Raw genomic sequence first — 24,692 nt, 5'->3', positions numbered from 1 at the left:
TCGCCGTCATAGAGGCGGCGCGTCGGTGCACTAGATGGCAGCAGCGTCGCAGCGAGACCGGTTTCAAATCAGGACCGGCCCCGACAATGCGCCCGACACCCTACGGAGATGCTCGTGAAACCCTTCACTTACGCTCTGGCCGTCGGCCTCGCGGCCGCCCAGCTCGCGACCTCAGCCCTGGCCGCCGACATCACCGGCGCCGGTGCCACCTTCCCCTTCCCCGTCTATTCGAAATGGGCCGAGGCCTACCGCAAGGATACCGGCACGGGCCTGAACTACCAGTCGATCGGCTCGGGCGGTGGCATCAAGCAGATCCAGGCCAAGACCGTCGATTTCGGCGCCACCGACGCGCCGCTGAAGCCCGCCCAGCTCGAGAAGGACGGCCTCGTCCAGTTCCCGACCGTCATGGGCGGCGTCGTCCCGGTGATCAACGTCCCGGGCATCGAGGCCGGCAAGGTCAAGCTGACCGGTGAACTCCTGGCCGACATCTATGCCGGCAAGATCCTGAAGTGGTCCGATCCGAAGATCGTCAAGCTCAACGACGGCGTGAAGCTGCCCGACGCGAACATCACCCCGGTCTACCGCTCGGACGCCTCCGGCACGACCAACATCTTCACCACCTATCTCTCCTCGGTCTCCGAGCCGTGGAAGAAGGAATTCGGTGCGGCCACCACGGTGAGCTGGCCGGTCGGCCAGGGCGGCAAGGGCAACGAGGGCGTGACCGCCACCGTCAAGCAGGTTCCGAACTCGATCGGCTACGTCGAGTCGGCCTATGCCAAGCAGAACAAGCTCGCCTACACGCTGATCCAGAACAAGGCCGGCAAGTACCCGCAGCCCGACGACAAGGCGTTCCAGGCCGCCGCCGCCAGCGCCGACTGGAAGTCGACCCCGGGCTTCGGCATCACGCTGACCAACCAGGCCGGCGAGGAAGCGTGGCCGATCACCGCCGCCACCTTCATCCTGGTCCACAAGGAGGCCGCGGACGCCGCCAAGGCCGGCGACGTGCTGAAGTTCTTCGACTGGGCCTACAAGAACGGCGACAAGCTCGCGACCGAACTCGATTACGTGCCGCTGCCGGACAACGTCGTCGGCCTGATCCACGAGGAGTGGAAGGGCATCAAGGGCAAGGACGGCAAACCCGTCTTCGGTATGTAAGCAACCGTCTCAGGCCCTCTCCCGCACCCGGGAGGGGGTCTTTCTCCGAGTGTCCGGCTCGCCTCACGGGCCACGGCGCGCTAAACGCCCTCCATTCGAAGAGCCCTTCCGCGGATGACCGCCTTGACCCAGTCCATCGCCCTGGCCAGCGAGAGCGGCGTGCCCCGCACCGCCCCGAGCAAGACCGCCGACCGCCTGTTCAAGGGCGCGGCCTACGGATCGGCTCTGCTCGTGCTGCTGGTGCTCGCGGGCATCCTCGGATCGATCATCTACGGGGCGATGCCCGCGTTCAGGGAGTTCGGCTTCGGCTTCCTTACCTCCAGCGCCTGGAACATCGGCACCGAGCAGTTCGGCGCGCTGCCCGCCGTGATCGGCACCGTCGCCGCCGCCCTGCTGGCGCTCGTCATCGGCGTGCCGGTTTCGCTCGGCATCGCGATCTACCTGACGCAGCTCTGCCCCGGCTGGGCGCGCAAGCCCGTCGCCATGACCATCGAGCTGCTCGCATCGGTGCCGAGCATCATCTACGGCATGTGGGGCCTGTTCGTGTTCGCGCCGCTGTTCGCCCGCTTCGTGCAGGTGCCGGTCTCGAACCTCGTCGAAGGGCTCCCGATCGTCGGCACGATCCTCTACGCGCGCATCCCCTCCGGCGTCGGCGTGCTCACTGCCGGCATCATCCTCGCGATCATGATCGTGCCGTTCGTCGCCTCGATCACCCGCGACATGCTCGACCAGATCCCGACCGTGCTGCGCGAGAGCGCCTACGGCATCGGCTGCACGACCTGGGAGGTCGTGCGCCACGTCCTCGTGCCGCAGGCCTCGGTCTCGATCATCGGCGCGATCATGCTCGGCCTCGGCCGCGCGCTCGGCGAGACCATGGCGGTCACCTTCGTGATCGGTAACGCCAACCGCCTCTCCGCCTCGATCTTCGATCCGGGTTCGACCATCGCCTCGCGCATCGCCAACGAGTTCAACGAGGCCGACGGGCTCCAGCTCTCCTCGCTGATGGCGCTCGGCTGCCTGCTCTTCATCATCACCTTCGTCGTGCTGATCATCGCGCGCCTGCTGGTGCGGCGCACCAAGGTCGCCTGAACCGAAACGTCCGCAACGCCGCCAGCCTCGGAAAACGACGCGCCATGGATGCCAGCACTCCCCTCGCAACGGCCGAACGCCCCCGGAGGGCGAGCCGTGTGCGCTCCGGCCGCCGGATCGCCGACCGCGTCCTGATCCTGGCGAGCACCTTCGCCACGCTGCTCGGCATCGTCGTGCTCGGCTCGATCCTGCTGATGCTGATCGTCGAGGGCGTGAAGGGCTTCACCCCCGCCCTGCTCACGGAGCCGACGCCGGGGCCGGGCTCCGTGGGCGGCGGCATCGCCAACGCCATCCTCGGCAGCCTCGTGATGACGTTCATCGGCATCGTCATCGCCACGCCGATCGGGCTGATGGCCGGCACCTTCCTCGCGGAATACGGCCGCACCTCGAAGATCGCGGACATCATCCGCTTCCTCAACGACGTGCTGCTCTCGGCCCCCTCGATCCTGATCGGCCTTTTCGTCTACACGCTGATGGTGCGGCCGATGGGGACCTATTCCGGCTGGGCCGGCGCGGTGGCGCTGGCCATCATCGCCACCCCCGTGATCGTGCGCACCACCGAGGACATGCTGCGTCTCGTGCCGAGCCAGATGCGCGAGGCCGGCGCCGCGCTCGGCGCGCCCCGCTCCCTCGTCATCCGCGCGATCACCTGGCGGGCGGCGAGTGCGGGTGTCGTCACCGGCATCATCCTGGCGCTCGCCCGCATCGCCGGCGAGACCGCGCCGCTGCTGTTCACGGCGCTCAACAACAACAGCTGGTTCAACGCGAACCTTCTCGGCGGCGTGCCCAACCTGCCGGTGATGATCTACCAGTTCGCGCTGTCGCCCTATCCGAACTGGCAGAGCCTGGCCTGGGCGGGCGCCCTTCTCATCACCGTCACCATCCTGGCCCTGTCGGTGGTGGCCCGCCTTGTGATCAAGGACCAGCGGGCGCGCTGAGGCCGCCCCCCGGACAGACCTCCTACCTGCGAGACAATCCGATGAGCGCCTCCCCCGCGATCCGCAGCCAGTTCGAAGGTCGAAGCCCGGCCGACGTCAAGGCTCCGGTGCGCATCGCCTGCAAGGATCTCAACTTCTACTATGGCAGCTTCCATGGCCTGAAGGACATCAACCTCGATTTCCGCGACCGGCAGGTGACCGCGCTGATCGGGCCTTCGGGCTGCGGGAAGTCGACACTGCTGCGCACCTTCAACCGCATCTACAGCCTCTATCCGGAGCAGCGCGCGGAAGGCGAGATCCTGCTCGATGGGCAGAACGTTCTGGACCCGAAGATCGACCTGAACGAACTGCGCTCGCGCGTCGGCATGGTGTTCCAGAAGCCGACGCCCTTCCCGATGTCGATCTACGACAATGTCGCCTTCGGCCTGCGCCTCTACGAGAAGCTTCCGAAAGCCGAGCTCGACGTGCGCGTGGAGGAATCCCTGCGCAAGGCCGCGTTGTGGGACGAGGTGAAGGACAAGCTCAAGCAGTCCGGCACCGGCCTCTCCGGCGGCCAGCAGCAGCGCCTGTGCATCGCCCGCACCGTGGCACAGCGCCCCGAGGTCATCCTGTTCGACGAGCCGACCTCGGCCCTCGACCCGATCTCCACCGGACGCATCGAGGAGCTGATCGAGCAGTTGCGGACCGAGTTCACGATCGTCATCGTGACGCACAACATGCAGCAGGCCGCCCGCATCTCGCAGTTCACGGCGTTCATGTATCTCGGTGAGCTGATCGAGTTCGACGCGACCACGAAGATTTTCATGAACCCGGCCAAACGGCAGACCCAGGACTACATCACCGGCCGCTTCGGCTGAGATCGGCCGCGACTGCACGACAGTCGCAGCCCCCTTGCGCCCTCGTTGAGACGCGCCCTCTTCCGCCGGACCCATGTCCATCGCAGCTTGAGAGCGCCCTCGTCCGACCGCCTGATCGGGAAATTCGCGACATGGCCGACCATATCGTCTCCTCCTACGACACCGACCTCGAGAACCTGCGCCGCTCCATCGCCGAGATGGGCGGCGTGGCCGAGAAGATGATGACGGATGCCACCGACGCGCTGGTGCGCCGGGATACCACCCTCGCTCAGGCGGTGATCGTCGCCGACAAGCGCCTCGACCTGCTGCAGCGGGAGATCGAGGAGCGTTCGGTTCTCCTCATCGCACGCCGTCAGCCGCTGGCCATCGACCTGCGCGAGACGATCTCCGGCATCCGCGTCTCGGGCGACCTGGAACGGATCGGCGATCTCGCCAAGAACATCGCCAAGCGCGTCGTGGCGATCAGCGATCAGGCCCAGCCGCAGAAGATCGTGCTCGGCGTCCAGCACATGAGCGACCTCGTGCAGGAACAGCTCAAGGACGTGCTCGATGCCTATGCGAGCCGCGACGTGACCGCCGCCCGCGAGGTGTGGGAGCGGGACAGCGCCATCGACGCGCTCTACAATTCACTGTTCCGGGAACTCCTGACTTACATGATGGAGGATCCGCGCAACATCTCGTTCTGTACGCACCTGCTGTTCTGCGCCAAGAACGTCGAGCGGATCGGCGATCACACCACCAACGTCGCCGAAACCATCGAATACCTCGTCACCGGCGAGACGCCGACGGCCGAGCGGCCCAAGAACGACGCTTCGAACTACGCGACGATTACGCCGAGCACCTGACACCGAAGGTTTTCGGCGCGCGCGGCGATCAAGAGACGTCTCCGGCTCCTCTCTCGAGGGCCGGGCGTGACGGATGGAAAGACGGGCGATGACGAGTGCGCACATCCTGATCGTCGAGGACGAGGAATCGCTGACGACCCTGCTGCGCTACAATCTCGAAGCGGAGGGTTTCCAAGTCGATGTCGCGGTTCGCGGCGACGAGGCCGACCTTCGCCTGCACGAGACCACGCCCGACCTCGTACTCCTCGACTGGATGGTGCCGGGGCTCTCGGGGATCGAGCTGTGCCGGCGCATCCGTGCCCGCCGTGAGACCGAACGCCTGCCGGTCATCATGCTGACCGCCCGGGGCGAAGAGACCGACCGTGTGCGCGGCCTCTCGACCGGCGCCGATGACTACGTCGTCAAGCCGTTCTCCGTGCCGGAGCTGCTCGCCCGGGTCCGTGCGCTCCTGCGCCGCGCCAAGCCCACCCACGTCTCCGACATGCTCGTGGCGGGCGATATCGAGCTCGACCGCGTCAGCCACCGCATCCGCCGGCAGGGCCGCGAGATCCATCTCGGGCCGACCGAATTCAAGCTGCTCGAATACCTGATGCAGAGCCCCGGCCGGGTCTTCTCGCGGGAGCAGTTGCTCGACGGCGTGTGGGGCCACGACGTCTACATCGATGAGCGCACGGTCGATGTTCATGTCGGCCGCCTGCGCAAGGCGATCAACCGCCCGCGCCAGAGCGACCCGATCCGCACCGTGCGCGGCTCCGGCTACTCGTTCGACGAGATGTTCGCCGGAGCGGAGTGATACGGTCTCCGCCTGATCGAAGGGGGAACTGTCTCGCTCAGCCCGCGCGGCGCTTGAGCCAAGTCCAAATCCGCAATCCGAACGGATCGACCGGATTTGGCTCGAAGGAATCAATGGGATTTGGTCTAGGGGGCGGTCCTGCGGGTCGGGCAAAGCCCGTCCCCACTCGGTGCACGTCGGCAATCGCCCGTCGTCGCGGGCGTGCCCAGCTGTCTTCTCTTGGAGCCTTTAGCGGAAACCGGCGACGCGGCGGTCGCGCTTGCGCTCGGCGGCCGGCTGATAGGCGATCTGCGCGTGCTGGGTGCAGTACGGAAGGCCCGTGATCGCGCGGCCGCCGCAGAAGCGGAAGTCCGGCGAGGTCGGGTCGCCCATCGGCCAGCGGCACATCGATTCGCGCAGATCCATGATGGTGACCCGCTCGGAAACCGCGAGGGCCACCGGCTCCGGGGCAGGCTTCTGCGGCAGCGGGAAGTCCGGTGCGGGTCTGTGCGCGACGATCGCGGGCGGCTCCGGCAGCGTCGGCTCCTCGACGACCACGACCTCCATCTCGACCTCGGCGGCCAAGCCCTCCCGGCGACGTCCCTGCGACGCCGCACCCATCGACTTGACGCGGCCGGAGAGCCCGAGGCGATGCACCTTGCCGATGACGGCATTGCGCGAGACGCCACCGATCTGCAGGGCGATCTGGCTGGCGCTCAGGCCGTCGTCCCACAGGCGACGAAGCAGCTCGACGCGCTCATCCGTCCAGCTCGGGACCGCTTCCGTCATTGTCCCCTCCACGTCGAAACATCCTTGAACGTGAGACCGGCCGGCAGCGCGGCTGGCGCGCATGGCGACAGCAGGCATGGCCAGGGCCCGAGATCCGGCCCTGCACATGTCGGTTAACAGACGCCAAAGATGCCGTTGGCGACGCTGTGGAGACTACAGGACAGCTCGGCCGCGGAGCAAGGGTCCGCGCGTCTCACGGTCCGGTTTCCCCCGGCAATCGGACCCGTCGGACGGTGAGACGGATCGGTTTCCGCAGCGGAGCAAGCGAATCCTCCGCCATCCGTTAACGCGTTGCGTAAACTTGATCTTTTCCGAGCGTCCGGATCGGGTGAGGGTCGGCTGGCCGGGGTGCCGGGCGGCTGCTGGTATCGCCGAGATGTCCGCGGTCGCGTCGGGAGCGCGATCGAAAAAGATTGTCCGGACGGACGGGATGACTATGTGACGGACGTCGTCCGCCGGCCTGCCGCCTGTGGACAACCCACTTCAAGCGGACTTTGGGAGATCGCATGCGACTGCGCCTCGCGCCGGCCCTTTTCCTCCTTGCCGCGATGCCGGGAAGCGCGATGGCCGCGGGGCCGGCCGCACCGGTTCCGAACGAGGCCGCGATCCGGCTGGCCAACCACCGCGCGGTCTACGATCTGTCGCTGGCGCGCTCCGAAGGGACGCGGGCGGTCGAGGGCGTGCGCGGGCGCATCGTCATCGATTTCTCGGGCGACGCCTGCCGCGGCTACACCATGCAGACGCGTCAGGTGACGATGCTCAATTCCGGCGAGTCCGGCGACCGCACCTCGGATCTGCGCAGCACCACCTTCGAGAACGGCGACGGCAAGAGCTTCCGCTTCCGCACCACGACCGTTCTCAACAACGCGCCCTCTCCGGCCGTCGACGGGACAGCGGAGGCGGCCGACGCGCTCAAGGTGAAGCTCAAGGAGCCCAAGCGCGACCAGTTTCAGGCCGAGGGCGCGGTCCTGTTTCCGATCCACCACATGATCCGCCTGATCGAGGCGGCCAAGACGGGTGAGACGACAGTCTCGGCCAAGGTGTTCGACGGCTCGGATGACGGGCGCAAGGTCTACGACACGCTGGCCATCATCGGCCGCCCGAACGCTGCGCCCGCCGCCGACACCGAGCGCGACAAGCCGCTGCGCGAGGGCGACCACGGCGGCATGCGCCGGTGGCCGGTGACGCTGAGCTACTTCACCGCCGGAGCGGGTGAGCGCACGCCGATCTACACCCTCACCTTCGACCTCTACGAGGACGGCGTCAGCGGGCGGCTGCACCTCGATTACGGTGATTTCGCCATCGACGGGAATCTGACGCGGCTCGACCTCGCCAAAGCCGACCCGAAGGCCGATCCCACCTGCAAGAAGTAGTCGCCGCGCGTCAGGTGCGCCGCCGCTCCGGCTCGCCGGTGAAGACGAGCCCGCGCTGAATCGCGGCGCTGCCGAACTTTTCCCGCAGCCGGTCGAGCGCCGCCTCGCGGCGGGCGACGCGCTCGATACCCTGATCGGCGAGATCGCCGCGGTCGGCATGGATCGCGCCGCAGAGATCGCCGCCGCCGATGCCGATCAGCCGGAAGGCCGTGCCGTCGCAGGCCGCCCGCAGCATCGGCTCGCCCTCGCGGAAGAGCCGGTCGGCGAGTTGGGTGGGTTTCAGGCCGCCGCGGGTGCGGGTCCGCAGCCGGAAGCGGGCATCCTTCAGCTTCAGCGTGACGCTGCCGGCGGCGAGTTCCGCCCGCTTAAGCCGTGCCGACACCTTTTCGCAGAGCTGCCACAGGATCGGCCGCAGATCCTCGAACCGGGTGAGATCGGCCGAGAAGGTCGTCTCGGACGAGACGCTCTTGGCCTCCCGGGTCGGGCGCACCGGCCGCCGGTCCCGGCCGGCGGCGAGATCGATGAGACGCAGCGCATCGCGCCCGAGGGATGCCTGGAGACGCGTCGGATCGACCCGCGCAATGTCGCCGACGCGGTGGATGTTGAGGGAGGCGAGGCGGTTTCGTGCACTTTCGCCGATACCGGGCAGGATGCCGACCGGCTTGTCGGCGAGGAAGGTCGCGGCGTCCGCGCCCGCGATGATCGAGAAGCCGCGCGGCTTGTCGAGGTCCGAGGCGATCTTGGCCAGGAACTTGTTGTCCGACAGTCCCACCGACACCGTGATGCCGACCTCCGCCTCGACCCGTGCGGCGAAGCGGGCGAGCGTGAGCGCCGGGCTCGTCCCGTGCAGGCGCTCGGTGCCGGAGAGGTCGAGGAACGCCTCGTCGATGGAGACCGGCTCAACCAAAGGCGTCAACGCCAGCATCATCGCCCGCACCTCGCGCCCGACGCGGGCGTATTTCTCCATATCCGGCCGCAGCACGGTGGCGTCGGGGCAGCGCTTCAACGCCTCGAACATCGGCATCGCCGAGCGCACCCCGGAGATCCGGGCGAGATAGCACGCGGTGGAGACGACGCCGCGCTTGCCCCCGCCGATGATGAGCGGCTTGTCGCGCAAGGCCGGGTCGTCGCGCTTCTCGATCGCTGCGTAGAAGGCGTCGCAATCGACGTGGGCGATGCTCAAGGCGTCGCGGGCCGCGTGCGAGAGCAGGCGCGGCGAGCCGCATCCGCGGCAGCGCAGAGCGCCCTCGGCTTGCATCGTCAGGCAATCGCGGCAGAAGGGTCTCACGTCGAAAACCTCGCCCGGCCTTTGCCGGGCTGATGCGGGCGAGACAGGTTGTACGAATGTCCGGAGCCGCCGACCAGGGTTCTCCTGCGCGCCATCCCACGTCGAATCCCGATGCCGCTCCCCTGCGCATCCTTGTCCTCGGCGGGACCACCGAGGCCAGCGCGCTCGTCGCCCTTCTGGCGCGCGAGCCGGATGTCGCGGTGACGCTGTCGATGGCCGGTCGCACCGCCGCGCCGCGGCCCGAGCCGGTGCCGACCCGCATCGGCGGGTTCGGCGGTGCGGAGGGGCTGGCGCGGTGGCTTTCGGAGAACGGCATCGAGGCGGTGATCGACGCGACCCACCCCTTCGCCGCGCGGATTTCGGCCAATGCGGCGGAGGCCAGCAGGGCTGTGGCGGTGCCGCTGCTCGCGGTGCGCCGCCCGGCCTGGGAGCGCGAGCCCGGCGACGACTGGATCGCGGCGGCGAACGTGCCGGCCTGCCTCGACGCGCTCGGCGCCGCACCGAGAACGGTGTTCCTCACCATCGGCCGACAGGAACTGGCTGCCTTCGCCCGCGCGCCGCAGCACGCTTACGTCGTGCGCACGATCGAGCCGGTCGGCGATGCGTTACCGGTGCCCAACCTCGTCACCGTCAGCGCCCGCGGCCCCTTCACGCTCGCGGACGAGATCCGCTTCATGCGCGAGGCGCGAATCGAGGTGCTGGTGACGAAGAATTCCGGCGGCGCGGCGACCTATCCGAAGATCGAGGCCGCACGTCGGCTCGGGCTTCCCGTGGTGATCGTCGACCGCCCTGCCCTGCCGGATGTGCCCGCCATTCCCGATGCCGCGGGCGCGCTTTCCTGGCTGATGGCACGGCGCAGCGAGCGCAGAGCGCCGTAAATCGGCTCGACGCCGCCCGGCCCCGATGCCATGGCAGCGTGATGCCCGCGCCTCGACCAAAGAACCGCCGATGACCCGCGCCCTGATGATCCAGGGGACCGGGTCCGATGTCGGCAAGTCGCTGCTGGTGGCCGGCCTCGCCCGTGCCTTCACCCGGCGTGGCCTGACGGTGCGTCCGTTCAAGCCGCAGAACATGTCGAACAACGCCGCCGTCACCGCCGATGGTGGGGAGATCGGCCGGGCCCAGGCGCTCCAGGCCCGCGCCGCGCGGGTCGCGCCCTCGGTTCACATGAACCCGGTGCTCCTGAAGCCGCAGAGCGAAGTCGGCGCACAGGTGGTGGTGCAGGGGCGGATGATCGGCACGGCGCGGGCGCGGGAGTACCAGGCCTGGAAGCCGCGCCTGATGGCCTCCGTGCTCGACAGCTTCGAGCGGCTGCGCGGCGAGGCGGACATCGTGCTCGTGGAGGGCGCGGGCTCGCCGGCCGAGGTGAACCTGCGGCAGGGCGACATCGCCAATATGGGCTTTGCCCGGGCGACGGGAACGCCGGTGGTGCTCGTCGGCGACATCGACCGGGGCGGCGTCATCGCCAGCCTCGTCGGCACGCAGGCGGTGCTGGAGCCCGACGATGCGGCGATGATCCGCGGCTTCATCGTCAACCGCTTTCGCGGCGACCCGACGCTGTTTGCCGACGGCATGACTCTGATCGCCGCGCGCACCGGCTGGTCGCCGTTCGGCCTCGTGCCGTTCTTTCCCGATGCCGTCCGCCTGCCGCCGGAGGACGCGGTGGCGCTCGATGCCCCGCAAGCGCGCCGTGACGGCGCCGTGCCGCTGATCGCGGTGCTGCGCTTTCCGCACATCGCCAATTTCGACGACCTCGACCCGCTGCGGCAGGAGCCCGGCGTCGCGGTGACCTTCGTGCCGCCCGGTGAGGCCGTCCCGGCGGAAGCCGATCTCATCATCCTGCCGGGTTCGAAGACCACGATCGACGACCTCGAATGTCTGCGCGCGGAAGGATGGGACATCGATATCCGCGCCCATCTGCGCCGCGGCCGTCGCGTGCTCGGGCTGTGCGGCGGCTACCAGATGCTCGGGCGCTCCATCGCCGATCCGCAGGGGATCGAAGGCGCGCCGCGTGACCGGCCGGGTCTCGGCCTCCTCGACGTCGCGACGGTGATGACGGGCGAGAAGCGCCTCGTCGCCACCACCGGCACGACGCTTGGCGATGGCGCGCCGTTCTCCGGCTACGAGATGCATATCGGCGACACGACCGGGCCGGACACCGCCCGACCGCTGCTGCGCTTCGCCGACGGCCGGGCCGACGGGGCCGTCTCCGGCGACGGGCTCGTGACCGGCACCTATGTCCACGGCCTGTTCGCCGACGATCGCCAACGCGCGGCCTGGCTCGCCCGGCTCGGCGCTGCGCCGGGCCTCACCCACTACGAGGCCGGCATCGAAGAGGTGCTCGACCGCTTTGCCGACCATCTCGAAGCGCATCTCGACTGCGACGGGCTGCTGCGCCTGCGCTGAGGGACGCTCGAGCATCATTCCGAAAGGCGATTGCCGGCTTTCGGAAAAAGATGATGCAAAGACAAGAACCTTAGCGGCCGAAGGTGAGCCAAAGGCCGGTCCCGGCCGCGACCAGCGTGAATTGCAGCGCGCAGGCCGTCCGGTAGAGCTTCAGCGCGCGCACGATGTCGTCGGGGTTGGCCTCGGCCCGCCCGTCGCCCATCCAGGCATCCTCGACGCGGGTGTCGCCGTAGATGCGCGGGCCCGCGAGCCGTAAGCCAAGCGCGCCGGCCATGGCCGCCTCGGGCCAGCCGGCATTGGGCGAGCGGTGGCGGCCCGCGTCGCGGCGGATCGCCCGCCATGCGCCCGCCGCAGAGACATCCCGGCTCAGGGCCGCTGCCGCGATCAGCAGGAGGGCGGTGAGCCGCGAGGCCGGCAGGTTCACGAGATCGTCGAGACGGGCCGCGGCCCAGCCGAACGCTTCGTAGCGGGGAGTCCGGTGGCCGATCATGCTGTCGGCGGTGTTGATCGCCTTGTAGAGCGCGCCGCCGGTGAGCCCGCCCGCGCCGATCCAGAAGGCCGGCGCGACGATGCCGTCGGAAAAGTTTTCGGCGAGGCTCTCGATCGCGGCTCGGCACACGGCCGCCTCGTCGAGGCTCTCGGGGTTTCGGCCGACGATCATCGAGACGGCAGTGCGACCCCCGGCCAGCCCCTCCGTCCGCAGGGCGGCGGAGACGCGCCGGACATGGACGAACAGGCTGCGCTGCGCCGGCAGGCTGGCGGCGAGAATCGCGAGGACCACCAGCCCGAACCCGTGACCCGTGAGCGCGGCGAGTGCCGTCAGCCCCAGGGTGACGGCGGCCACCGTGGCGAGCAGCCCGGTGAGCGCCAGGATGCCGCCGAGCCGGCGCGCTCGCGGCGTGCCCCGGTTGAGCCCGCGTTCGAGCGCCGCGATCAGTCGGCCGATCCAGGTGACAGGATGGCCGAGCGCCCTGTAGAGGCGGTCCGGATAACCCGCCATGGCCTCGATCAGCAGGGCGAGGGCCAGGATGCCGAGGGTGTCGGGCGGATGGGTCAGGGCGATCCAGGACATCGTTGGTGGGGTCGGTGCGGGGCGGGATGGGCGGACGCGAGGTGCTGACGGACGATTCGCGCGACGGGATCGCGCATGGCGGCGATCTCGACGCGGCCCGCCGGCTGTTTCCGGGCGCGCCCGAGCCGTGGCTCGACCTTTCGACCGGTATCAACCCGGTGCCCTATCCGCTGCCGCCCCTCATAGCCAGTGCCCTTTACCGCCTGCCCTCCCCCGCCGACCTTGCCCGGCTCAAATCCGCGGCGGCGGAGGCCTACGGCGCGCCGGGGCCGGACCATATCGTCGCCGCGCCCGGCACGCAGATCCTGATCGAAACCCTGCCGCGGCTGATGCCGCCGTCCCGCGTCGCGGTGCTCGGCCCGACCTATGCCGAGCACGCCGCTGCCTGGACCCGCTCCGGCCATACCGTGCGGATGGTGACCGATCCGCGCGAGGCGGAGGGCGCCGAAATCGTGGTGGCGGTCAGCCCCAACAATCCCGACGGGCGCGTGTTCTCGGCCGAGGCGCTGGCACGCGTCGCCGGGCGAGGCCTCGTCGTGCTCGATCAGGCCTTCGCCGACCTTGAACCCGTGGAGGCGGCACGGCCGGGGCCCGGCCTCGTGATCCTGCGCTCGTTCGGCAAGACCTACGGGCTCGCGGGCCTCCGACTCGGCTTCGCGCTTGCTGAGCCGGCATTGGCGCGACGTCTCGAATCCGCCCTCGGACCCTGGGCGGTCTCGGGCCCCGCCATCGCCGCAGGCTGCGCGGCGCTGCCGGATGCCGCGTGGCGCCGTGAGGCCGCCGCCGCCCGGGCGAAGGATGCGGGCCGCCTCGACCGGATGATCGGGCGGGCCGGCGGGCGAGTCATCGGCGGGACGGCCCTGTTCCGCACGGCGGATTTCGCGGACGGGCCCGGCCTGTTCCGGGCACTCGGCGAGGCCGGGATTTACGTGCGGCGCTTTGTCGAGACGCCGGAGCGGCTGCGCTTCGGCCTGCCCCCGGACAAGGCGGCGTGGTGCCGCGTCTCGCGGGTGCTCAAGTAGGCTGGGTTCTACCGCCGAGCCAGGACACGGCCAGCGCGGCAAGCGCAAAGGCGCCGCCGACGGCGCAGACGCCGGGCCAGCCCGCGAGGAGGAAGGCGCGCGAGCCGAGGAAGGCGCCGGCCGCCCCGCCGATGAAGACGGCGGTGAACAGCACGGTGTTGATGCGCCCGCGGGCGCCCGGCGCGAGGGCGTAGGCGCGGGTCTGGTTGGCGATCAGCGCGCCGTTGATGCCAATGTCGAGGAGCAGCACGCCTGCCGCGATGGCGAGGAGCGACACCTCACCGGCCAGTGCCAGCACCGCGAAGGCCGCCGCGACCAGGACGCTGCCGACGATCACCACCGGCCGGGCGCCGCGCCGGTCGCTGTAGCGGCCGGAATAGGGAGCGATCAGCGCGCCCGCCACGCCGATGACGCCGAACAGGCCCGCGCCCGCCGCGGTGAGGTCGAAGGGCGGCGCTTCGACGAGGAGGGCCAGCGTCGCCCAGAACGCGTTGAAGCTGGCAAACAGCAGGGCCTGCGACAGGCTGGCGTTGCGCAAGATCGGCTGGCTGCGCACGAGATGCAGCAGCGAGATCATCAGCGCGCGATAGCGCAGGCGCTGCTTCGGTGCGCTGCGCGGCAGCGTGCGCCACGCGACCCCCGCCATGGCGACGGCGAGGCCGGCCGCGGCGAAGAACACCGCGCGCCAGCCGAACTGCGCGCCGACGAAGCCGCTCGCGGTGCGGGCGAGCAGGATGCCGGAGAGGAGGCCGGTCATCACGCCGCCGACGATTCGTCCCCGGCTTGCATCGGGCGCAAGCTCGGCGGCGAAGGGCACCGCCTGCTGCGCGGCGCAGGCGAGCACGCCGATGACGAGGCTCGCCGCCGCGAGCACGGCGAGATTCGGGCTGAGCGCGGCGACGACCAGTGCGACGGCCAGCCCCAGCAACTGCCACACGATGAGGTCGCGCCGCGGCAGGGCATCGCCCAGGGGCACGAGGAACAGGATGCCCAGACCGTAGCCGACGAGGCTGGCCGTGGGCACGAGCAGGGCCGCCCGCTCGCCGAACTCGGCGACGAGGACCGCGAGCAGAGGCTGATTGTAGTAGATGTTGGCGACGGCCCCGCCCGCGATCAGGGTGAGCCCGATGCGCGTCGTCGGAGAAAGGACGCGGTCGCCCCCTGCATCACGGCTCATCGCTGCGCCGCCCGCATCTCGCAGGGTTGGGACGGAGGGGCATTGAGGGGTGGGGAAAACGGCATGGACCGCCCCATACGGCAGGCCGCTGCCGGACCGCCAGCCCCGGTGACACGGTGAGGTGCAGCCTTCGCGCGGCAGAATGTCTGATTTTGCCCGGACGGCCCGACGAAACGCGCGGTCAAAGACCGTGTCCTCGCCAAGGGCGAATGGGGAGCGCACGTCGCACCGGCGACACCCGGACGCGCGGTGGTAGCATCCCCCAAAAGAGCGCCTATATGATCAATTGTAAGAAAAACGCACAGCCTTCGCAGCAGCTTGGCCGGGTAACCATTTACAGATGGGCGCGTGATGGCGCACATTTTCTCCAGGTGGCCGGCCGCCGCTTCAAGATGAGGAGTCGTGTATGTCGAATTACCGCGTCCACTTCGCGAAGCAGATCCTCGGGGTGCCCTTCACGGTCGGCTTCGTCGAGATTTCGCGCGCCCGCGATCCGGAGCGCGCCCTGAAGGCCGCGGAGATCCGCTTTGCCCGCTCACGCGGTGTGAATGATTGGCGCGAACGCGCCGACACGGTGGATCTCGCGCCGCATGCGGAGGCCGAGTTCTGAGGGCCGCCAACGGCTCGGCCTCGGCCGACCATCGCCTGCTGCGACAGGGTGATTCGCGCAGCGGAATGGTGTTGCCGGAGGCGCCCAATGGGGCTCCCGCATACCTCCCATATCTGGCGCCGAGGCGGCGTAGGCTTTAGGTTCCGGTAACGGCCGAGCCTTGTCTGCGTCGGCTCGGCGGATCCAAGGGCTTGTTCGGTCATGGCGGCGATCTCGTTCCTCGGCGATCTCATCCAGACCATCAGTGACCGGGGCCGGGACCTCATCGGCTTGGCCCGCTCCGATCTGGCGCGGACGGCGAGCGCGGCCGACCTCGCCCGGTTCTGCGAAGACCTGATCTCCCGGCGCGGCGAAGCCTCCGGTGTCGCGCTCGCGCGCTTGATCCTCGATCGCTACGCCGCCTTTCCCCTTGAGGACCGGCTCGCCTTCCTCGAACTCATTGCCACTGAATTCGGTGCCGACCATGACGCGGTCGATGCCGCGATCGCCGCTTACCGTGCCGATCCGACGCGGGCCCGTCTCGGCCTGTTGCACGTGGCGGCCGAGCCGCGCTCGCAGGAACTGATTCGGCGGCTCAACCTCGCCCGCGGCGGCACCCTGGCGCTGGTGCGGATGCGCGAGGATCTGTTCACGCTGCGCAAGCGCCTGAAGGATCGGGAAGCCGCCCCGGAGACGATCGACGCGGCGGTGAGCCTCGACAGCGATTTCGAGCACCTGTTCGCCTCTTGGTTCAACCGGGGCTTCCTCGTTTTGCGCCCGATCGACTGGTCGACGCCGGCCGACATCCTCGAAAAGATCATCCGCTATGAGGCGGTCCACGAGATCGCCGATTGGGACGAGTTGCGCCGCCGCATCCAGCCGACGGACCGGCGCTGTTTCGCCTTCTTCCACCCGGCTCTGCTCGACGAGCCGCTGATCTTCGTCGAGGTGGCGCTCACCAACGCCATCGCTCCGGCGATCCAGCCGATCCTCGCCGACGGGCGCGAACCGGTGCCCGCGCGCAGCGCCACGACCGCGATCTTCTACTCGATCTCGAACTGTCAGAAGGGCTTGGCCGGCGTTACCTTCGGCAACTTCCTCATCAAGCAGGTGGTCGAGGATCTCGCCCGCGAGATTCCTTCGCTGAAGACCTTCGTCACCCTCTCGCCGGTGCCCGGCTTCCGCACCTGGCTCGACCGCGAGCGTGGCGCCGATGCGCCGCAGGGCCTGACGCGCGAGGATGTGGAGGCGTTGCGCCTGCTCGATACCGAGGATTGGCGCAGCGACAAGACGAAGTGCGAAGCGGTGCGACGCGCCATGCTGCCTGCGGCGGCGGCCTATTTCCTGCGCGCCAAGAACGAGAAGGGCCGCCCGCTCGATCCGGTGGCCCGCTTCCATCTCGGCAACGGCGCCCGGCTGGAGCGGATGAACTTCCTCGGCGACACCTCGAAGAAGGGTCTGAAGCAGTCCTATGGGCTGATGGTGAACTACCTCTACGATCTCTCGGCGATCGAGAAGAATCACGAGACCTACGTCAATCTCGGTACCGTCGCGACCTCCTCGACGGTCAGCCGCGAACTGCGCTCCAACCTCCCGCCGCCGCGGGCGGTGGTGCTGGCCGAGGCGGGCTGATCCGCGTCTTCAGCGGGACGGCGGACGCCGCTTTTTCGCGGCCGCGCGGGACCGAATCCCTCCTCGCACGTTCTCCTGTCCGACGCCCGCCCGAAACTCTCAAGGTGGCGGGCCTAACAAAAACAGGAGTTCCGCCATGGTGGATTCGGATCGCATCGTCGGCACCGCAAAGGATCTCGGCGGCCGGGCGCAGGGCGTGGTGGGCGATGCGCTCGGCTCGGACCGGGATTCGCTGGAGGGCCGCTACCGGGAAGCCGAGGGCCGCGCGCAGCGCATCTACGGGCAGGCCAAGGACACCGTGCGCGATATCGCCGACGATGTCGGCGGCTATGCGGAGGATGCCTATGACCGCGTCAGCCGCAACGGCGGCACGTATCTGCGCGACGGGCGCGAGCGGGTCGAGACGCAGGTCGGGGAGAACCCGTTCCTCGCTCTCATGATTGCCGGCGCTGTCGGCTACGGCCTCGCCCTGCTGCTGCATTCGCGCCGCTGAACGAAGCCATCGGAGCGCGACGCTCGATCATCGTCTTGGGTACGTGATCCAGGACGATGATCGAAGCTCTTGCTTATGCATCATCTTATTTCCGAAAGCCGGCAACTACCTTTCGGAACGATGCCCTAGCGCCGCGCTCCGCCCATCGCCGGTGCTACTGCGCCGTCCAGCCGCCATCCATGGCGATGTTAGCGCCGGTGATCTGGCTGGCGCTGTCCGTGCACAGGAACAGGGCGAGCGCCGCCACCTGATCGATCGTCACGAATTCCTTGGTCGGCTGCGCCTTGAGCAGCACCTCCTCGATCACCTGCTCCTTGGTGAGGCCGCGCGCCTTCATCGTGTCCGGGATCTGGCTCTCCACCAGCGGCGTCCAGACATAGCCCGGTGAGATGCAGTTCACGGTGATACCGTGGGTGGCGAGTTCGAGCGCCGCCGTCTTCGTGAGGCCGACGACGCCGTGCTTGGCCGCGACGTAGGCCGACTTGTAGGGCGAGGCGACCATCGAGTGCGCCGAGGCCGTGTTGATGACCCGGCCCCAGCCCTTCGCCTTCATGTGCGGCACGGCCGCACGCAGGGTGTGAAAGGCCGAGCAGAGATTGAGCGCGATGATCTGGTCCCACTTCTCGACCGGAAAGTCCTCGATCGGCGAGACGTACTGGATGCCCGCATTGTTCACGAGGATGTCGATGCTGCCGAACGTCTCGACCGAGAGTGCGATCAGCCCGCCGATCTCGTCCGGCTTGGTGAGGTCGGCGGGCGAATAGACCGCCTTGACCCCGAACTCGCTCTCGATGCCGCTGCGGGTCCGCTCGATGTCTTCGGGGTTGCCGAATCCGTTGAGGACCACGTTCGCGCCGTCCTTGGCGAAGCTCTTGGCGATGGCGAGGCCGATGCCGCTCGTCGAGCCGGTGACCACGGCAGCTTTCCCTTGCAGGCTCATGATTTCCCTCCGGTTCGCGGGCCGCGCGGACCCTCTCGCCCCACGACTTGCCCCAATGGTTCGGCGAAGTCGATCTTGCTGCGCCGCACGCGCTGACGCTAAGCGGCGGTTGACACCCATGCCCGCTTCCCCGAACACCTCGCGCCGGTCGCAGGGCGCCGGGCGGGTGCACGGCTGCCGAGCAAGAAGTTGGACCGACGATCGATGGCGGTGATGCGCTCCTATCTCGACTTCGAGAAGCCCGTGGCGGAACTCGAGGCGAAGCTCGAGGAACTCAAGGCCCTGGGCCAGCGCGACGGCGCCGTCTCGATCAGCGAGGAGGTCGGGCGCCTGGAGGGCAAGGCGGCCCAGGCGCTCGCCGAGATCTATGCCGCCCTCACCCCCTGGCAGAAGACGCAGGTCGCGCGCCATCCGCAGCGGCCGCACTTCGTCGATTACTGCGCCGGGCTGATCGACGAGTTCACGCCGCTGGCCGGCGACCGTACCTTCGGCGAGGACGAGGCGATCATCGGCGGCTTCGGGCGCTTTCGCGGCCGCCCGGTCTGCGTCCTCGGCCAGGAGAAGGGCGCGACCACCGAGGCGCGGCTGCGGCACAATTTCGGGATGGCCCGGCCGGAGGGCTACCGCAAGGCCGTGCGCCTGATGGAGACCGCCGACCGCTTCGGCCTGCCGGTCCTCGCCTTCGTCGACACCGCCGGCGCCTTCCCCGGCATCGAGGCCGAGGAGCGCGGCCAGGCCGAGGCGATCGCCCGCTCCACGGAAGCCTGTCTCGCGCTCGGCGTACCGAACGTCGCCGTCGTCATCGGCGAAGGCGGCTCGGGCGGGGCCATCGCCATCGCCACCGCCAACACGGTGATGATGCTGGAACACGCCATCTACAGCGTGATCTCCCCGGAGGGCGCCGCCTCGATCCTGTGGCGCGACCAGGGCCGGGCGCACGACGCCGCCACCGCCATGAAGATCACCGCGCAGGATCTGCTGCGCCTCGGCATCATCGATTCCATCGTGCCCGAAGCCACCGGCGGCGCGCACCGCGACCGTCAGGCGGCGCTCAACGCGACCGGTGACGCCATCGCCCGCGCGCTGGCCGAGTTCGAAGGCTTGAGCCCGGACGAGGTCCGAGACCGGCGCGCGCAGAAGTTTCTCGAGATCGGCCGCAAGCTGTGAAACGGGGGCTCGGCGCGGGCCTGCTGAACGGCCTGCGCCGCCTCGGCCGGCGCGACCTCCGTGAGCCCGGCGCCGTCAACCACATCTCGCTCGGCAGCCACTGCCATACCGCGCAGATCCTGAAGGGGCTCGACCTGCGCACATGGTCGGCACCCTTCGACTGGATCTTCTCGTCGCCGGGAATGGTCCGCGATTGCCTCGCCGACGACTTTTCCGATCTGCTCGACCGGCGCCACTACGAGAGCACGCCCCTGCATGAGCGGCAGGCGCCGAACGAGACGCGTTGCCGCCATCTCCTCTACCGGGATCGGCACGCGATTCCGTTCGTGTTCAACCACCACGACCCGGCGGCCAGCGACGAGGATTACCGTTTCCTGCAAGCCGGCGTGCGGCGGCTGCGTGCGGCCCTGGACCGGCCCGGTGCCCGCAACCGCTTCTACCTGATGACCGCCCTCCCCACCGAGGCGGCGACGGTTCGGGCGATCCGCGATGCGCTGACGGCGCGGGGTGCGGACAATCACCTCCTGATGCTTCAGCTGCACCAGGGGGAGAGCCGGACGGTGAGCGTGCTCGCGCAGGAGCCGCAACTCGATTGGCTCCGGATCGAGGTTCGTTCGCCATCGGTTGGTGTTCGCTTCGCCGATTCCGCGCCGATGACGCCTTCGTGAAGGCTGTTCTGCGGGAGCGCAGCCCATTTCCTGCGGAACCGTGATGGATTTGCAACGGCTGTCCACAATGTGGATCGCCGTCTTGCGGTAAGCTCTGGGTAAGCTTAGCGAGCCTATAGGGTTCGGGGAGTGACGTCCGCAAAAGGGCAGGAATTGCCCTGCGGGCGAGGACACGTAAGGACGGGTTCCCCATGGCTGTGCGTCCGTTTGTGGCGGCTGCTGCCGTCGCTCTGGCGATGACCCTCGGTGCCTGCCAGGACAGCGCCATGCTCGGCGGCGCTTCGACCCGCAGCCTGACGCCGATTCCCCCGCAGACCCTTGCGCTCATGCAGACCAAGGGCATGAGCCAATCCGACCCGATCCTGATCCGCGCCTTCAAGAAGGAAGCGGAGATGGAGGTGTGGAAGCGCGGCGCCAACGGCCAGTACGCGCTGCTGAAGACCTTCCCGATCTGTCGCTGGTCGGGCCAGCTCGGCCCCAAGCTGAAGCAGGGCGACCGGCAGGCGCCGGAAGGGTTCTACGCGATCACGCCGGGTCAGATGAACCCGAATTCGAGCTACTACCTCTCCTTCGATGTCGGCTACCCCAACGCCATCGACCGGGCCAAGGGCGGCACCGGCAACTACATCATGGTGCACGGCACCTGCTCGTCGTCGGGCTGTTTCGCGATGACCGACGCCTCGATGTCGGAGATCTACGCCATCGCCCGCGAGGCCTTCAACGGCGGCCAGCGCGCGTTCCAGTTCCAGTCCTACCCGTTCCGGATGACGGCCTCGAACATCGCCAAGTTCCGCAACGACCCCAACGCGCCGTTCTGGAAGAACCTCAAGGAAGGCTCGGACTATTTCGAGACCCTCAAGGAGGAGCCGCGGGTCGCGGCCTGCGGCACCAAATACGTGTTCGGCGGTGCCGACGTGGCGGCGGGCAACTGCACGCCGCGGGTCGATCCGCTGGTCGCCGAGAAGCGCGACCGCGACAGCCACGAGGTTGCCGAGCTGATCGCCAAGGGCACGCCTGCGACCCGCGTCGTCTATGACGACGGCGGCCAGAACCCGGTCTTCCGCCCGCAGAAGCCGGAGGGGCCGACCTTCGCAGCCCTGATCGAGAACGAGAAGGAAAAGGAGAAGGAGCTCGCCTATACGGCCAAGGAATACGGCCGCTATCACCTCGGTGACGTCAGCCGGCCGGAGAGCCTCGCGCTCGGGCCGAACGAGTTCGAGGTCGATGCCAAGGGCAAGCCCGTCTTGATCGCCGCCGCCCCCGCCGACGCGCCCGGCCCGACTAAGGCCGCCGCTGCCCGTAAGGAGCAGGTGAAGCCGACGACGGTGGTCGCCGTGCAGGAGCCGGCCAAGGCGGCTGACAGCAAGGCGGGTCACGCCAAGCCCGGCTCAGCCAAGCCCGCCCGTGTCACCGTCGCCGACGCGGATGGCGACGTGAGCGCCTTCAGCAAGGTCCTGGGCAAGAAGCCCGGCAAGGACGAGAAGGCCGCCGAGGGCCACAAGCCCGAGACCCACAAGTCCGAGGCTCCCAAGGCGAAGCCGCAGGCCGCGGTCACGACCACCGGTTCCCTCCGGAACTGATCGCCCCCGACGGATCGTCGGCGTCGGTAAGCATGATCGTATCATGACGCTCCCGCTCGGGTGATTGCTGGAGCGGGGCGCTAACCCCATCGACAAAGCGGCGGGCATCCTGTACAGCCCCGCCCAACTCACAACAGGATGCCGAAATCCTGACGCCCGGACTTTACCGGACGGGCGCTAACGGCCGGAGCTTTTTCAATGAACATCATCGAGCAGCTTGAGCGGGAAGAAGTTGCCCGCCTCGCCAAGACCATTCCGGATTTCGAGCCGGGCGACACGGTCATCGTCAACGTTCGCGTCAAGGAAGGCGAGCGTACCCGCGTCCAGGCCTATGAGGGCGTCTGCATCGCCCGCAACGGCGGCGGCCTCAACGAGAGCTTCACCGTCCGCAAGATCTCCTACGGCGAGGGCGTGGAGCGCGTCTTCCCCGTGCACTCCCCGATGATCGACTCGATCAAGGTGGTCCGCCGCGGTAAGGTCCGTCGCGCCAAGCTCTACTACCTGCGCGACCGCCGCGGTAAGTCGGCCCGTATCGTCGAGCGTTCGGACCGCTCCGATAAGGCCAAGGCCCAGAAGGCCGCCGCCGCGACTGCCGCGGAGTAATCCTTATCCAAGAGTGGTCCTACGGGGCCGCTCCTGCCGATGCGCCCGTCCCGAGATGATCGGGGCGGGTTTTTTGTTTCGCATTTCCATGCACAGAGAGGACTGGCACGGGCAGCCGGTGCGGAGTCCTTCCCAGGTCGATGTCCGATCCGGAGCCGAGCACGGACGCCTGTCGATCGCCGTTTCCGGACGACGCGACGGAGTGCGGCGTGCGCGCTTTTCTCAGGTGGATCGGTGGGCATTACCCCATCCGCGAGGTCTTCTTGTTCGGAAACCGAGCCCGAGGAACGCATCAGGCTGACAGCGACGCCGATCACGCCGTTGTACTGGACGGCGATTACGCTGAACGTAGCCGTATCCCGGGCGAGATGGCCGAGATCGCCTTCGATATTCTGATGGAAAAACTGGTCTGCTCGTTCAGGCCGTGCCGCTGTGGGAGAGCGAATGGCGCCACCCCGAGCGCTTTCCCAACCCCACTCTAATCGCGAGCATCCGGCGCGACGGTGTTCGCCTGTGACGGGCGCGATCGCCCTCGCCTTCATCGGCAATGCCGAGCGAGCGCTGGCGGTGGCTCGGCTCCTTTTGCCGGCGATACCGAAGGCGGTTGCAGCCGCCTTCAGGATGTTCGCATCCGCGCCGATGATATGGCCGGAGCACCCTCGGCCGAGGAAGCCGACTGACCTCTCGCTCAGGCCGAGGGGGTCGTTGCGACGATGCGAGCACGGTTTTTCCCGGATTGACGCGGGCTCGTACGCGTAGCCGAAGCCGACGATCCGGCGCGCCGGGTCGCCGTTACCCCCGCCGCAGCGCCTCCAGCACCTTGCCGCCCGGCCGCCCGGTGGCGGGCATGCCGAGTTGGCGCTCGATCTCCTTGATCGCTTCGCGGGTCTTGGAGCCGACCTTGCCGTCCGGCTCGCCGACATCGTAGCCGCGGGCGGTCAGGCGGGTCTGGAGGTCGCGGCGCTCGGCACGCGAGAGCGGTGGATCGTCGGTCGGCCAGTCGGCCTGGACGCCGGGGCGGCCCCGCAGGCGGTCCGAGAGGACGGCGATGGCCAGCCCGTAGGATTCGGCGGCGTTGTAGGAATAGATCGCGTCGAAGTTCTTTGTCACGAGGAAGGCCGGGCCATTGATGCCCGCGGGCGCGATGATGCCGGCAGGCCCCTCTCCCGTCAGCGCCTTGCCATCGACCCGGGTGACGCCGAGCGAGGCCCAGTGGCCGACGGCATGCTTGTTCTTGCGGCCCGCGGCGGCGACGTTGAAGCCGCGCGGCAGCCGCACCTCGTAGCCCCAGGGCTGGCCGTTCGACCACTTGGCGACGCGCAGGAAGTTGGCGGTGGAGGCGACCGCGTCGGCCACCGAATCGACCACGTCGCGCCGCCCGTCGCCGTCGCCGTCCACGGCGAGACGCTGGTAGGTGGTGGGCATGAACTGCGTCTGGCCGAAGGCGCCGGCCCAGGAGCCGGTCAGCCGCGAGGCTTCGATGTCGCCGCGCTCGATGATCTTCAGCGTCGCGATCAGTTCGGTGCGGAAGAAGTCGCGACGGCGGTTGCTCGAGCAGGCGAGCGTGGCGAGGGACTGCACCAGCGGCATCTTGCCGAGGTTCTTGCCGAAATTGGACTCGACGCCCCACACCGCGGCGATGGTGTGACGATCGACGCCGTAGCGCGCCTCTGCGTTCGCCAAAGCCTGGGCATGCTGGCGCATGGCCGCGCGCCCGTCCTCGACCCGCTCTTCGTCGACCAGAGCCGACATGTAGTCCCAGATCGGCGTCTTGAATTCCGGCTGCGCCTGGGACAGCTCGATCACCTTGTCGTCGTAGGCGATGTTGGCCGTCGCGGCGCGGAAGGTCTGGGCCGAGACGCCGGCCCCGGCGGCCTGCGCCTGGATGCCGGCAAGGCAGGATTGGAAATCGGCTCGCGCAGGGCCGGCGAGAAGGCCGCTGGCAAGGGCAAGCCCGATCAGGCTGGCGCGGGTGGCTGGCGTCGGCATGGGTCGGCGCTCCGTCAGGGTTCGGGGATTCTCTCGCGCGATTCAGGCGATACGAGGGTTAACGAAAGGTGAGGACCGGGATGCGGCGGAGTCGTGCCATGGGGCGCGGCATTGACCGTGTCGGCGTTCTCGTCTAGGCACCCGCTGGTGTACGGGGCTCCGGTTTGGGGCCCCGTCGCATTTCATGCGCACCCGTGGGCGGTAACAGCCGCCCTGTCGCCCTCGCCGCTTCGGCGAAGAGGGAGAGG

At 68.7% G+C, this 24,692-nt stretch carries 23 protein-coding genes and 1 pseudogene; 18 read left to right on the top strand and 6 right to left on the bottom strand.

All coding sequences use genetic code 11. The features are described 5' to 3' along the window. The first annotated feature begins 114 nt into the window (after positions 1-114). From pstS to phoB, 6 genes are all read left to right on the top strand, one after another. A complete protein-coding gene (gene pstS / locus M2437_RS08525; RefSeq protein ID WP_012255763.1) occupies positions 115-1,155 on the top strand; it encodes a phosphate ABC transporter substrate-binding protein PstS in 1,041 nt (346 codons plus the stop codon). 114 nt (positions 1,156-1,269) lie between these two features. Then, complete coding sequence (gene pstC, locus M2437_RS08520) at positions 1,270-2,244, top strand: phosphate ABC transporter permease subunit PstC (RefSeq protein WP_003600792.1); 975 nt, start codon at positions 1,270-1,272, stop codon at positions 2,242-2,244. A gap of 44 nt (positions 2,245-2,288) precedes the next feature. After that, positions 2,289-3,182 (top strand): phosphate ABC transporter permease PstA, encoded by an 894-nt coding sequence (pstA, locus tag M2437_RS08515; protein WP_015824741.1) that lies wholly within the window; start codon positions 2,289-2,291, stop codon positions 3,180-3,182. A 41-nt stretch (positions 3,183-3,223) separates the two neighbouring features. After that, positions 3,224-4,039 carry a phosphate ABC transporter ATP-binding protein PstB gene (gene pstB / locus M2437_RS08510; RefSeq protein WP_003600786.1) on the top strand — a complete coding sequence of 272 codons (816 nt, stop codon included), beginning with the start codon at positions 3,224-3,226 and terminating at the stop codon, positions 4,037-4,039. Between the two features lie 131 nt (positions 4,040-4,170). Further along, positions 4,171-4,884: a phosphate signaling complex protein PhoU gene (phoU, locus tag M2437_RS08505; RefSeq protein WP_003600785.1), complete on the top strand. Its 714-nt coding sequence runs from the start codon at positions 4,171-4,173 to the stop codon at positions 4,882-4,884. A gap of 88 nt (positions 4,885-4,972) precedes the next feature. After that, positions 4,973-5,677 carry a phosphate regulon transcriptional regulator PhoB gene (gene phoB / locus M2437_RS08500; protein WP_003600784.1) on the top strand — a complete coding sequence of 235 codons (705 nt, stop codon included), beginning with the start codon at positions 4,973-4,975 and terminating at the stop codon, positions 5,675-5,677. Positions 5,678-5,905: 228 nt separating this feature from the next. Here the strand turns inward: phoB and M2437_RS08495 are convergent, their stop codons facing one another. Beyond that, entirely contained in the window at positions 5,906-6,445 is a 540-nt protein-coding gene (locus tag M2437_RS08495; RefSeq protein ID WP_012255766.1) for a GcrA family cell cycle regulator, read from the bottom strand. 506 nt (positions 6,446-6,951) lie between these two features. Here M2437_RS08495 and M2437_RS08490 point away from each other — a divergent pair. Beyond that, entirely contained in the window at positions 6,952-7,818 is an 867-nt protein-coding gene (locus M2437_RS08490; protein ID WP_253387119.1) for a cell envelope integrity EipB family protein, read from the top strand. 10 nt (positions 7,819-7,828) lie between these two features. Here the strand turns inward: M2437_RS08490 and M2437_RS08485 are convergent, their stop codons facing one another. After that, positions 7,829-9,106, bottom strand: a complete 1,278-nt coding sequence (locus M2437_RS08485) for a DNA polymerase IV (protein WP_277570250.1) — start codon at positions 9,104-9,106, stop codon at positions 7,829-7,831. Positions 9,107-9,162: 56 nt separating this feature from the next. On the opposite strand from M2437_RS08485, the gene M2437_RS08480 reads away from it, so the two are divergent. Together M2437_RS08480 and M2437_RS08475 are read left to right on the top strand one after the other, a co-directional pair. After that, a complete protein-coding gene (locus tag M2437_RS08480; RefSeq protein WP_253387118.1) occupies positions 9,163-9,984 on the top strand; it encodes a cobalt-precorrin-6A reductase in 822 nt (273 codons plus the stop codon). Between the two features lie 70 nt (positions 9,985-10,054). Then, a complete protein-coding gene (locus M2437_RS08475; RefSeq protein ID WP_253387117.1) occupies positions 10,055-11,512 on the top strand; it encodes a cobyric acid synthase in 1,458 nt (485 codons plus the stop codon). Between the two features lie 70 nt (positions 11,513-11,582). Here the strand turns inward: M2437_RS08475 and cbiB are convergent, their stop codons facing one another. Beyond that, a complete protein-coding gene (gene cbiB / locus M2437_RS08470; protein ID WP_253387116.1) occupies positions 11,583-12,584 on the bottom strand; it encodes an adenosylcobinamide-phosphate synthase CbiB in 1,002 nt (333 codons plus the stop codon). A gap of 26 nt (positions 12,585-12,610) precedes the next feature. On the opposite strand from cbiB, the gene cobD reads away from it, so the two are divergent. After that, a complete protein-coding gene (gene cobD / locus M2437_RS08465) occupies positions 12,611-13,606 on the top strand; it encodes a threonine-phosphate decarboxylase CobD (RefSeq protein ID WP_253389603.1) in 996 nt (331 codons plus the stop codon). On the opposite strand, the gene M2437_RS08460 is transcribed toward cobD, so the two are convergent. Continuing rightward, entirely contained in the window at positions 13,599-14,783 is a 1,185-nt protein-coding gene (locus M2437_RS08460; RefSeq protein ID WP_253387115.1) for an MFS transporter, read from the bottom strand. The two genes, cobD and M2437_RS08460, sit on opposite strands and share 8 nt — an antisense overlap. Before the next feature lie 406 nt (positions 14,784-15,189). Here M2437_RS08460 and M2437_RS08455 point away from each other — a divergent pair, with 406 nt between their 5' ends. From M2437_RS08455 to M2437_RS08445, 3 genes are all read left to right on the top strand, one after another. Further along, the gene (locus M2437_RS08455; protein ID WP_003603680.1) at positions 15,190-15,393 is read left to right on the top strand and encodes a hypothetical protein; all 204 of its coding nucleotides are present in this window, start codon (positions 15,190-15,192) and stop codon (positions 15,391-15,393) included. A gap of 201 nt (positions 15,394-15,594) precedes the next feature. Then, complete coding sequence (locus tag M2437_RS08450) at positions 15,595-17,004, top strand: malonyl-CoA decarboxylase (RefSeq protein WP_253387114.1); 1,410 nt, start codon at positions 15,595-15,597, stop codon at positions 17,002-17,004. Positions 17,005-17,140: 136 nt separating this feature from the next. Then, positions 17,141-17,497 carry a CsbD family protein gene (locus tag M2437_RS08445; protein ID WP_003603685.1) on the top strand — a complete coding sequence of 119 codons (357 nt, stop codon included), beginning with the start codon at positions 17,141-17,143 and terminating at the stop codon, positions 17,495-17,497. A gap of 154 nt (positions 17,498-17,651) precedes the next feature. Here the strand turns inward: M2437_RS08445 and M2437_RS08440 are convergent, their stop codons facing one another. Next, positions 17,652-18,437, bottom strand: coding sequence for a 3-hydroxybutyrate dehydrogenase (locus M2437_RS08440; RefSeq protein ID WP_012255776.1), 786 nt, complete (start codon positions 18,435-18,437; stop codon positions 17,652-17,654). Positions 18,438-18,650: 213 nt separating this feature from the next. On the opposite strand from M2437_RS08440, the gene M2437_RS08435 reads away from it, so the two are divergent. From M2437_RS08435 to M2437_RS08415, 5 genes and pseudogenes are all read left to right on the top strand, one after another. Further along, positions 18,651-19,604 (top strand): acetyl-CoA carboxylase carboxyltransferase subunit alpha, encoded by a 954-nt coding sequence (locus tag M2437_RS08435; RefSeq protein WP_173390190.1) that lies wholly within the window; start codon positions 18,651-18,653, stop codon positions 19,602-19,604. Further along, positions 19,601-20,316, top strand: a pseudogene (locus tag M2437_RS08430) (DUF1796 family putative cysteine peptidase). Before M2437_RS08435 ends, M2437_RS08430 begins: the two are co-directional and overlap by 4 nt. Positions 20,317-20,463: 147 nt before the next feature. Beyond that, positions 20,464-21,852, top strand: coding sequence for a L,D-transpeptidase family protein (locus M2437_RS08425; RefSeq protein ID WP_253387112.1), 1,389 nt, complete (start codon positions 20,464-20,466; stop codon positions 21,850-21,852). A 198-nt stretch (positions 21,853-22,050) separates the two neighbouring features. Then, positions 22,051-22,455, top strand: coding sequence for a 50S ribosomal protein L19 (gene rplS, locus M2437_RS08420; RefSeq protein WP_003603692.1), 405 nt, complete (start codon positions 22,051-22,053; stop codon positions 22,453-22,455). A 140-nt stretch (positions 22,456-22,595) separates the two neighbouring features. Further along, a complete protein-coding gene (locus M2437_RS08415) occupies positions 22,596-22,937 on the top strand; it encodes a nucleotidyltransferase domain-containing protein (protein WP_253387111.1) in 342 nt (113 codons plus the stop codon). A gap of 310 nt (positions 22,938-23,247) precedes the next feature. On the opposite strand, the gene M2437_RS08410 is transcribed toward M2437_RS08415, so the two are convergent. Next, a complete protein-coding gene (locus M2437_RS08410; protein ID WP_015952837.1) occupies positions 23,248-24,444 on the bottom strand; it encodes a lytic murein transglycosylase in 1,197 nt (398 codons plus the stop codon). Positions 24,445-24,692: the final 248 nt, after the last annotated feature.

Source organism: Methylorubrum pseudosasae, assembly GCF_029504475.1.
GTDB classification, from domain to species: Bacteria; Pseudomonadota; Alphaproteobacteria; order Rhizobiales; family Beijerinckiaceae; genus Methylobacterium; species Methylobacterium extorquens.
This window is presented reverse-complemented; position numbering and strand designations above follow the sequence as displayed.

Bases quoted from the DNA above. Each gene is read 5' to 3' on its own strand.
- pstC (WP_003600792.1), top strand. From the start codon at position 1,270: ATGACCGCCTTGACCCAGTCCATCGCCCTGGCCAGCGAGAGCGGCGTG.
- pstA (WP_015824741.1), top strand. From the start codon at position 2,289: ATGGATGCCAGCACTCCCCTCGCAACGGCCGAACGCCCCCGGAGGGCG.
- pstB (WP_003600786.1), top strand. From the start codon at position 3,224: ATGAGCGCCTCCCCCGCGATCCGCAGCCAGTTCGAAGGTCGAAGCCCG.
- phoU (WP_003600785.1), top strand. From the start codon at position 4,171: ATGGCCGACCATATCGTCTCCTCCTACGACACCGACCTCGAGAACCTG.
- phoB (WP_003600784.1), top strand. From the start codon at position 4,973: ATGACGAGTGCGCACATCCTGATCGTCGAGGACGAGGAATCGCTGACG.
- M2437_RS08495 (WP_012255766.1), bottom strand. From the start codon at position 6,445: ATGACGGAAGCGGTCCCGAGCTGGACGGATGAGCGCGTCGAGCTGCTT.
- M2437_RS08490 (WP_253387119.1), top strand. From the start codon at position 6,952: ATGCGACTGCGCCTCGCGCCGGCCCTTTTCCTCCTTGCCGCGATGCCG.
- M2437_RS08480 (WP_253387118.1), top strand. From the start codon at position 9,163: ATGTCCGGAGCCGCCGACCAGGGTTCTCCTGCGCGCCATCCCACGTCG.
- M2437_RS08475 (WP_253387117.1), top strand. From the start codon at position 10,055: ATGACCCGCGCCCTGATGATCCAGGGGACCGGGTCCGATGTCGGCAAG.
- cbiB (WP_253387116.1), bottom strand. From the start codon at position 12,584: ATGTCCTGGATCGCCCTGACCCATCCGCCCGACACCCTCGGCATCCTG.
- cobD (WP_253389603.1), top strand. From the start codon at position 12,611: ATGGGCGGACGCGAGGTGCTGACGGACGATTCGCGCGACGGGATCGCG.
- M2437_RS08460 (WP_253387115.1), bottom strand. From the start codon at position 14,783: ATGAGCCGTGATGCAGGGGGCGACCGCGTCCTTTCTCCGACGACGCGC.
- M2437_RS08455 (WP_003603680.1), top strand. From the start codon at position 15,190: ATGTCGAATTACCGCGTCCACTTCGCGAAGCAGATCCTCGGGGTGCCC.
- M2437_RS08450 (WP_253387114.1), top strand. From the start codon at position 15,595: ATGGCGGCGATCTCGTTCCTCGGCGATCTCATCCAGACCATCAGTGAC.
- M2437_RS08445 (WP_003603685.1), top strand. From the start codon at position 17,141: ATGGTGGATTCGGATCGCATCGTCGGCACCGCAAAGGATCTCGGCGGC.
- M2437_RS08440 (WP_012255776.1), bottom strand. From the start codon at position 18,437: ATGAGCCTGCAAGGGAAAGCTGCCGTGGTCACCGGCTCGACGAGCGGC.
- M2437_RS08435 (WP_173390190.1), top strand. From the start codon at position 18,651: ATGCGCTCCTATCTCGACTTCGAGAAGCCCGTGGCGGAACTCGAGGCG.
- M2437_RS08425 (WP_253387112.1), top strand. From the start codon at position 20,464: ATGGCTGTGCGTCCGTTTGTGGCGGCTGCTGCCGTCGCTCTGGCGATG.
- rplS (WP_003603692.1), top strand. From the start codon at position 22,051: ATGAACATCATCGAGCAGCTTGAGCGGGAAGAAGTTGCCCGCCTCGCC.
- M2437_RS08415 (WP_253387111.1), top strand. From the start codon at position 22,596: ATGTCCGATCCGGAGCCGAGCACGGACGCCTGTCGATCGCCGTTTCCG.
- M2437_RS08410 (WP_015952837.1), bottom strand. From the start codon at position 24,444: ATGCCGACGCCAGCCACCCGCGCCAGCCTGATCGGGCTTGCCCTTGCC.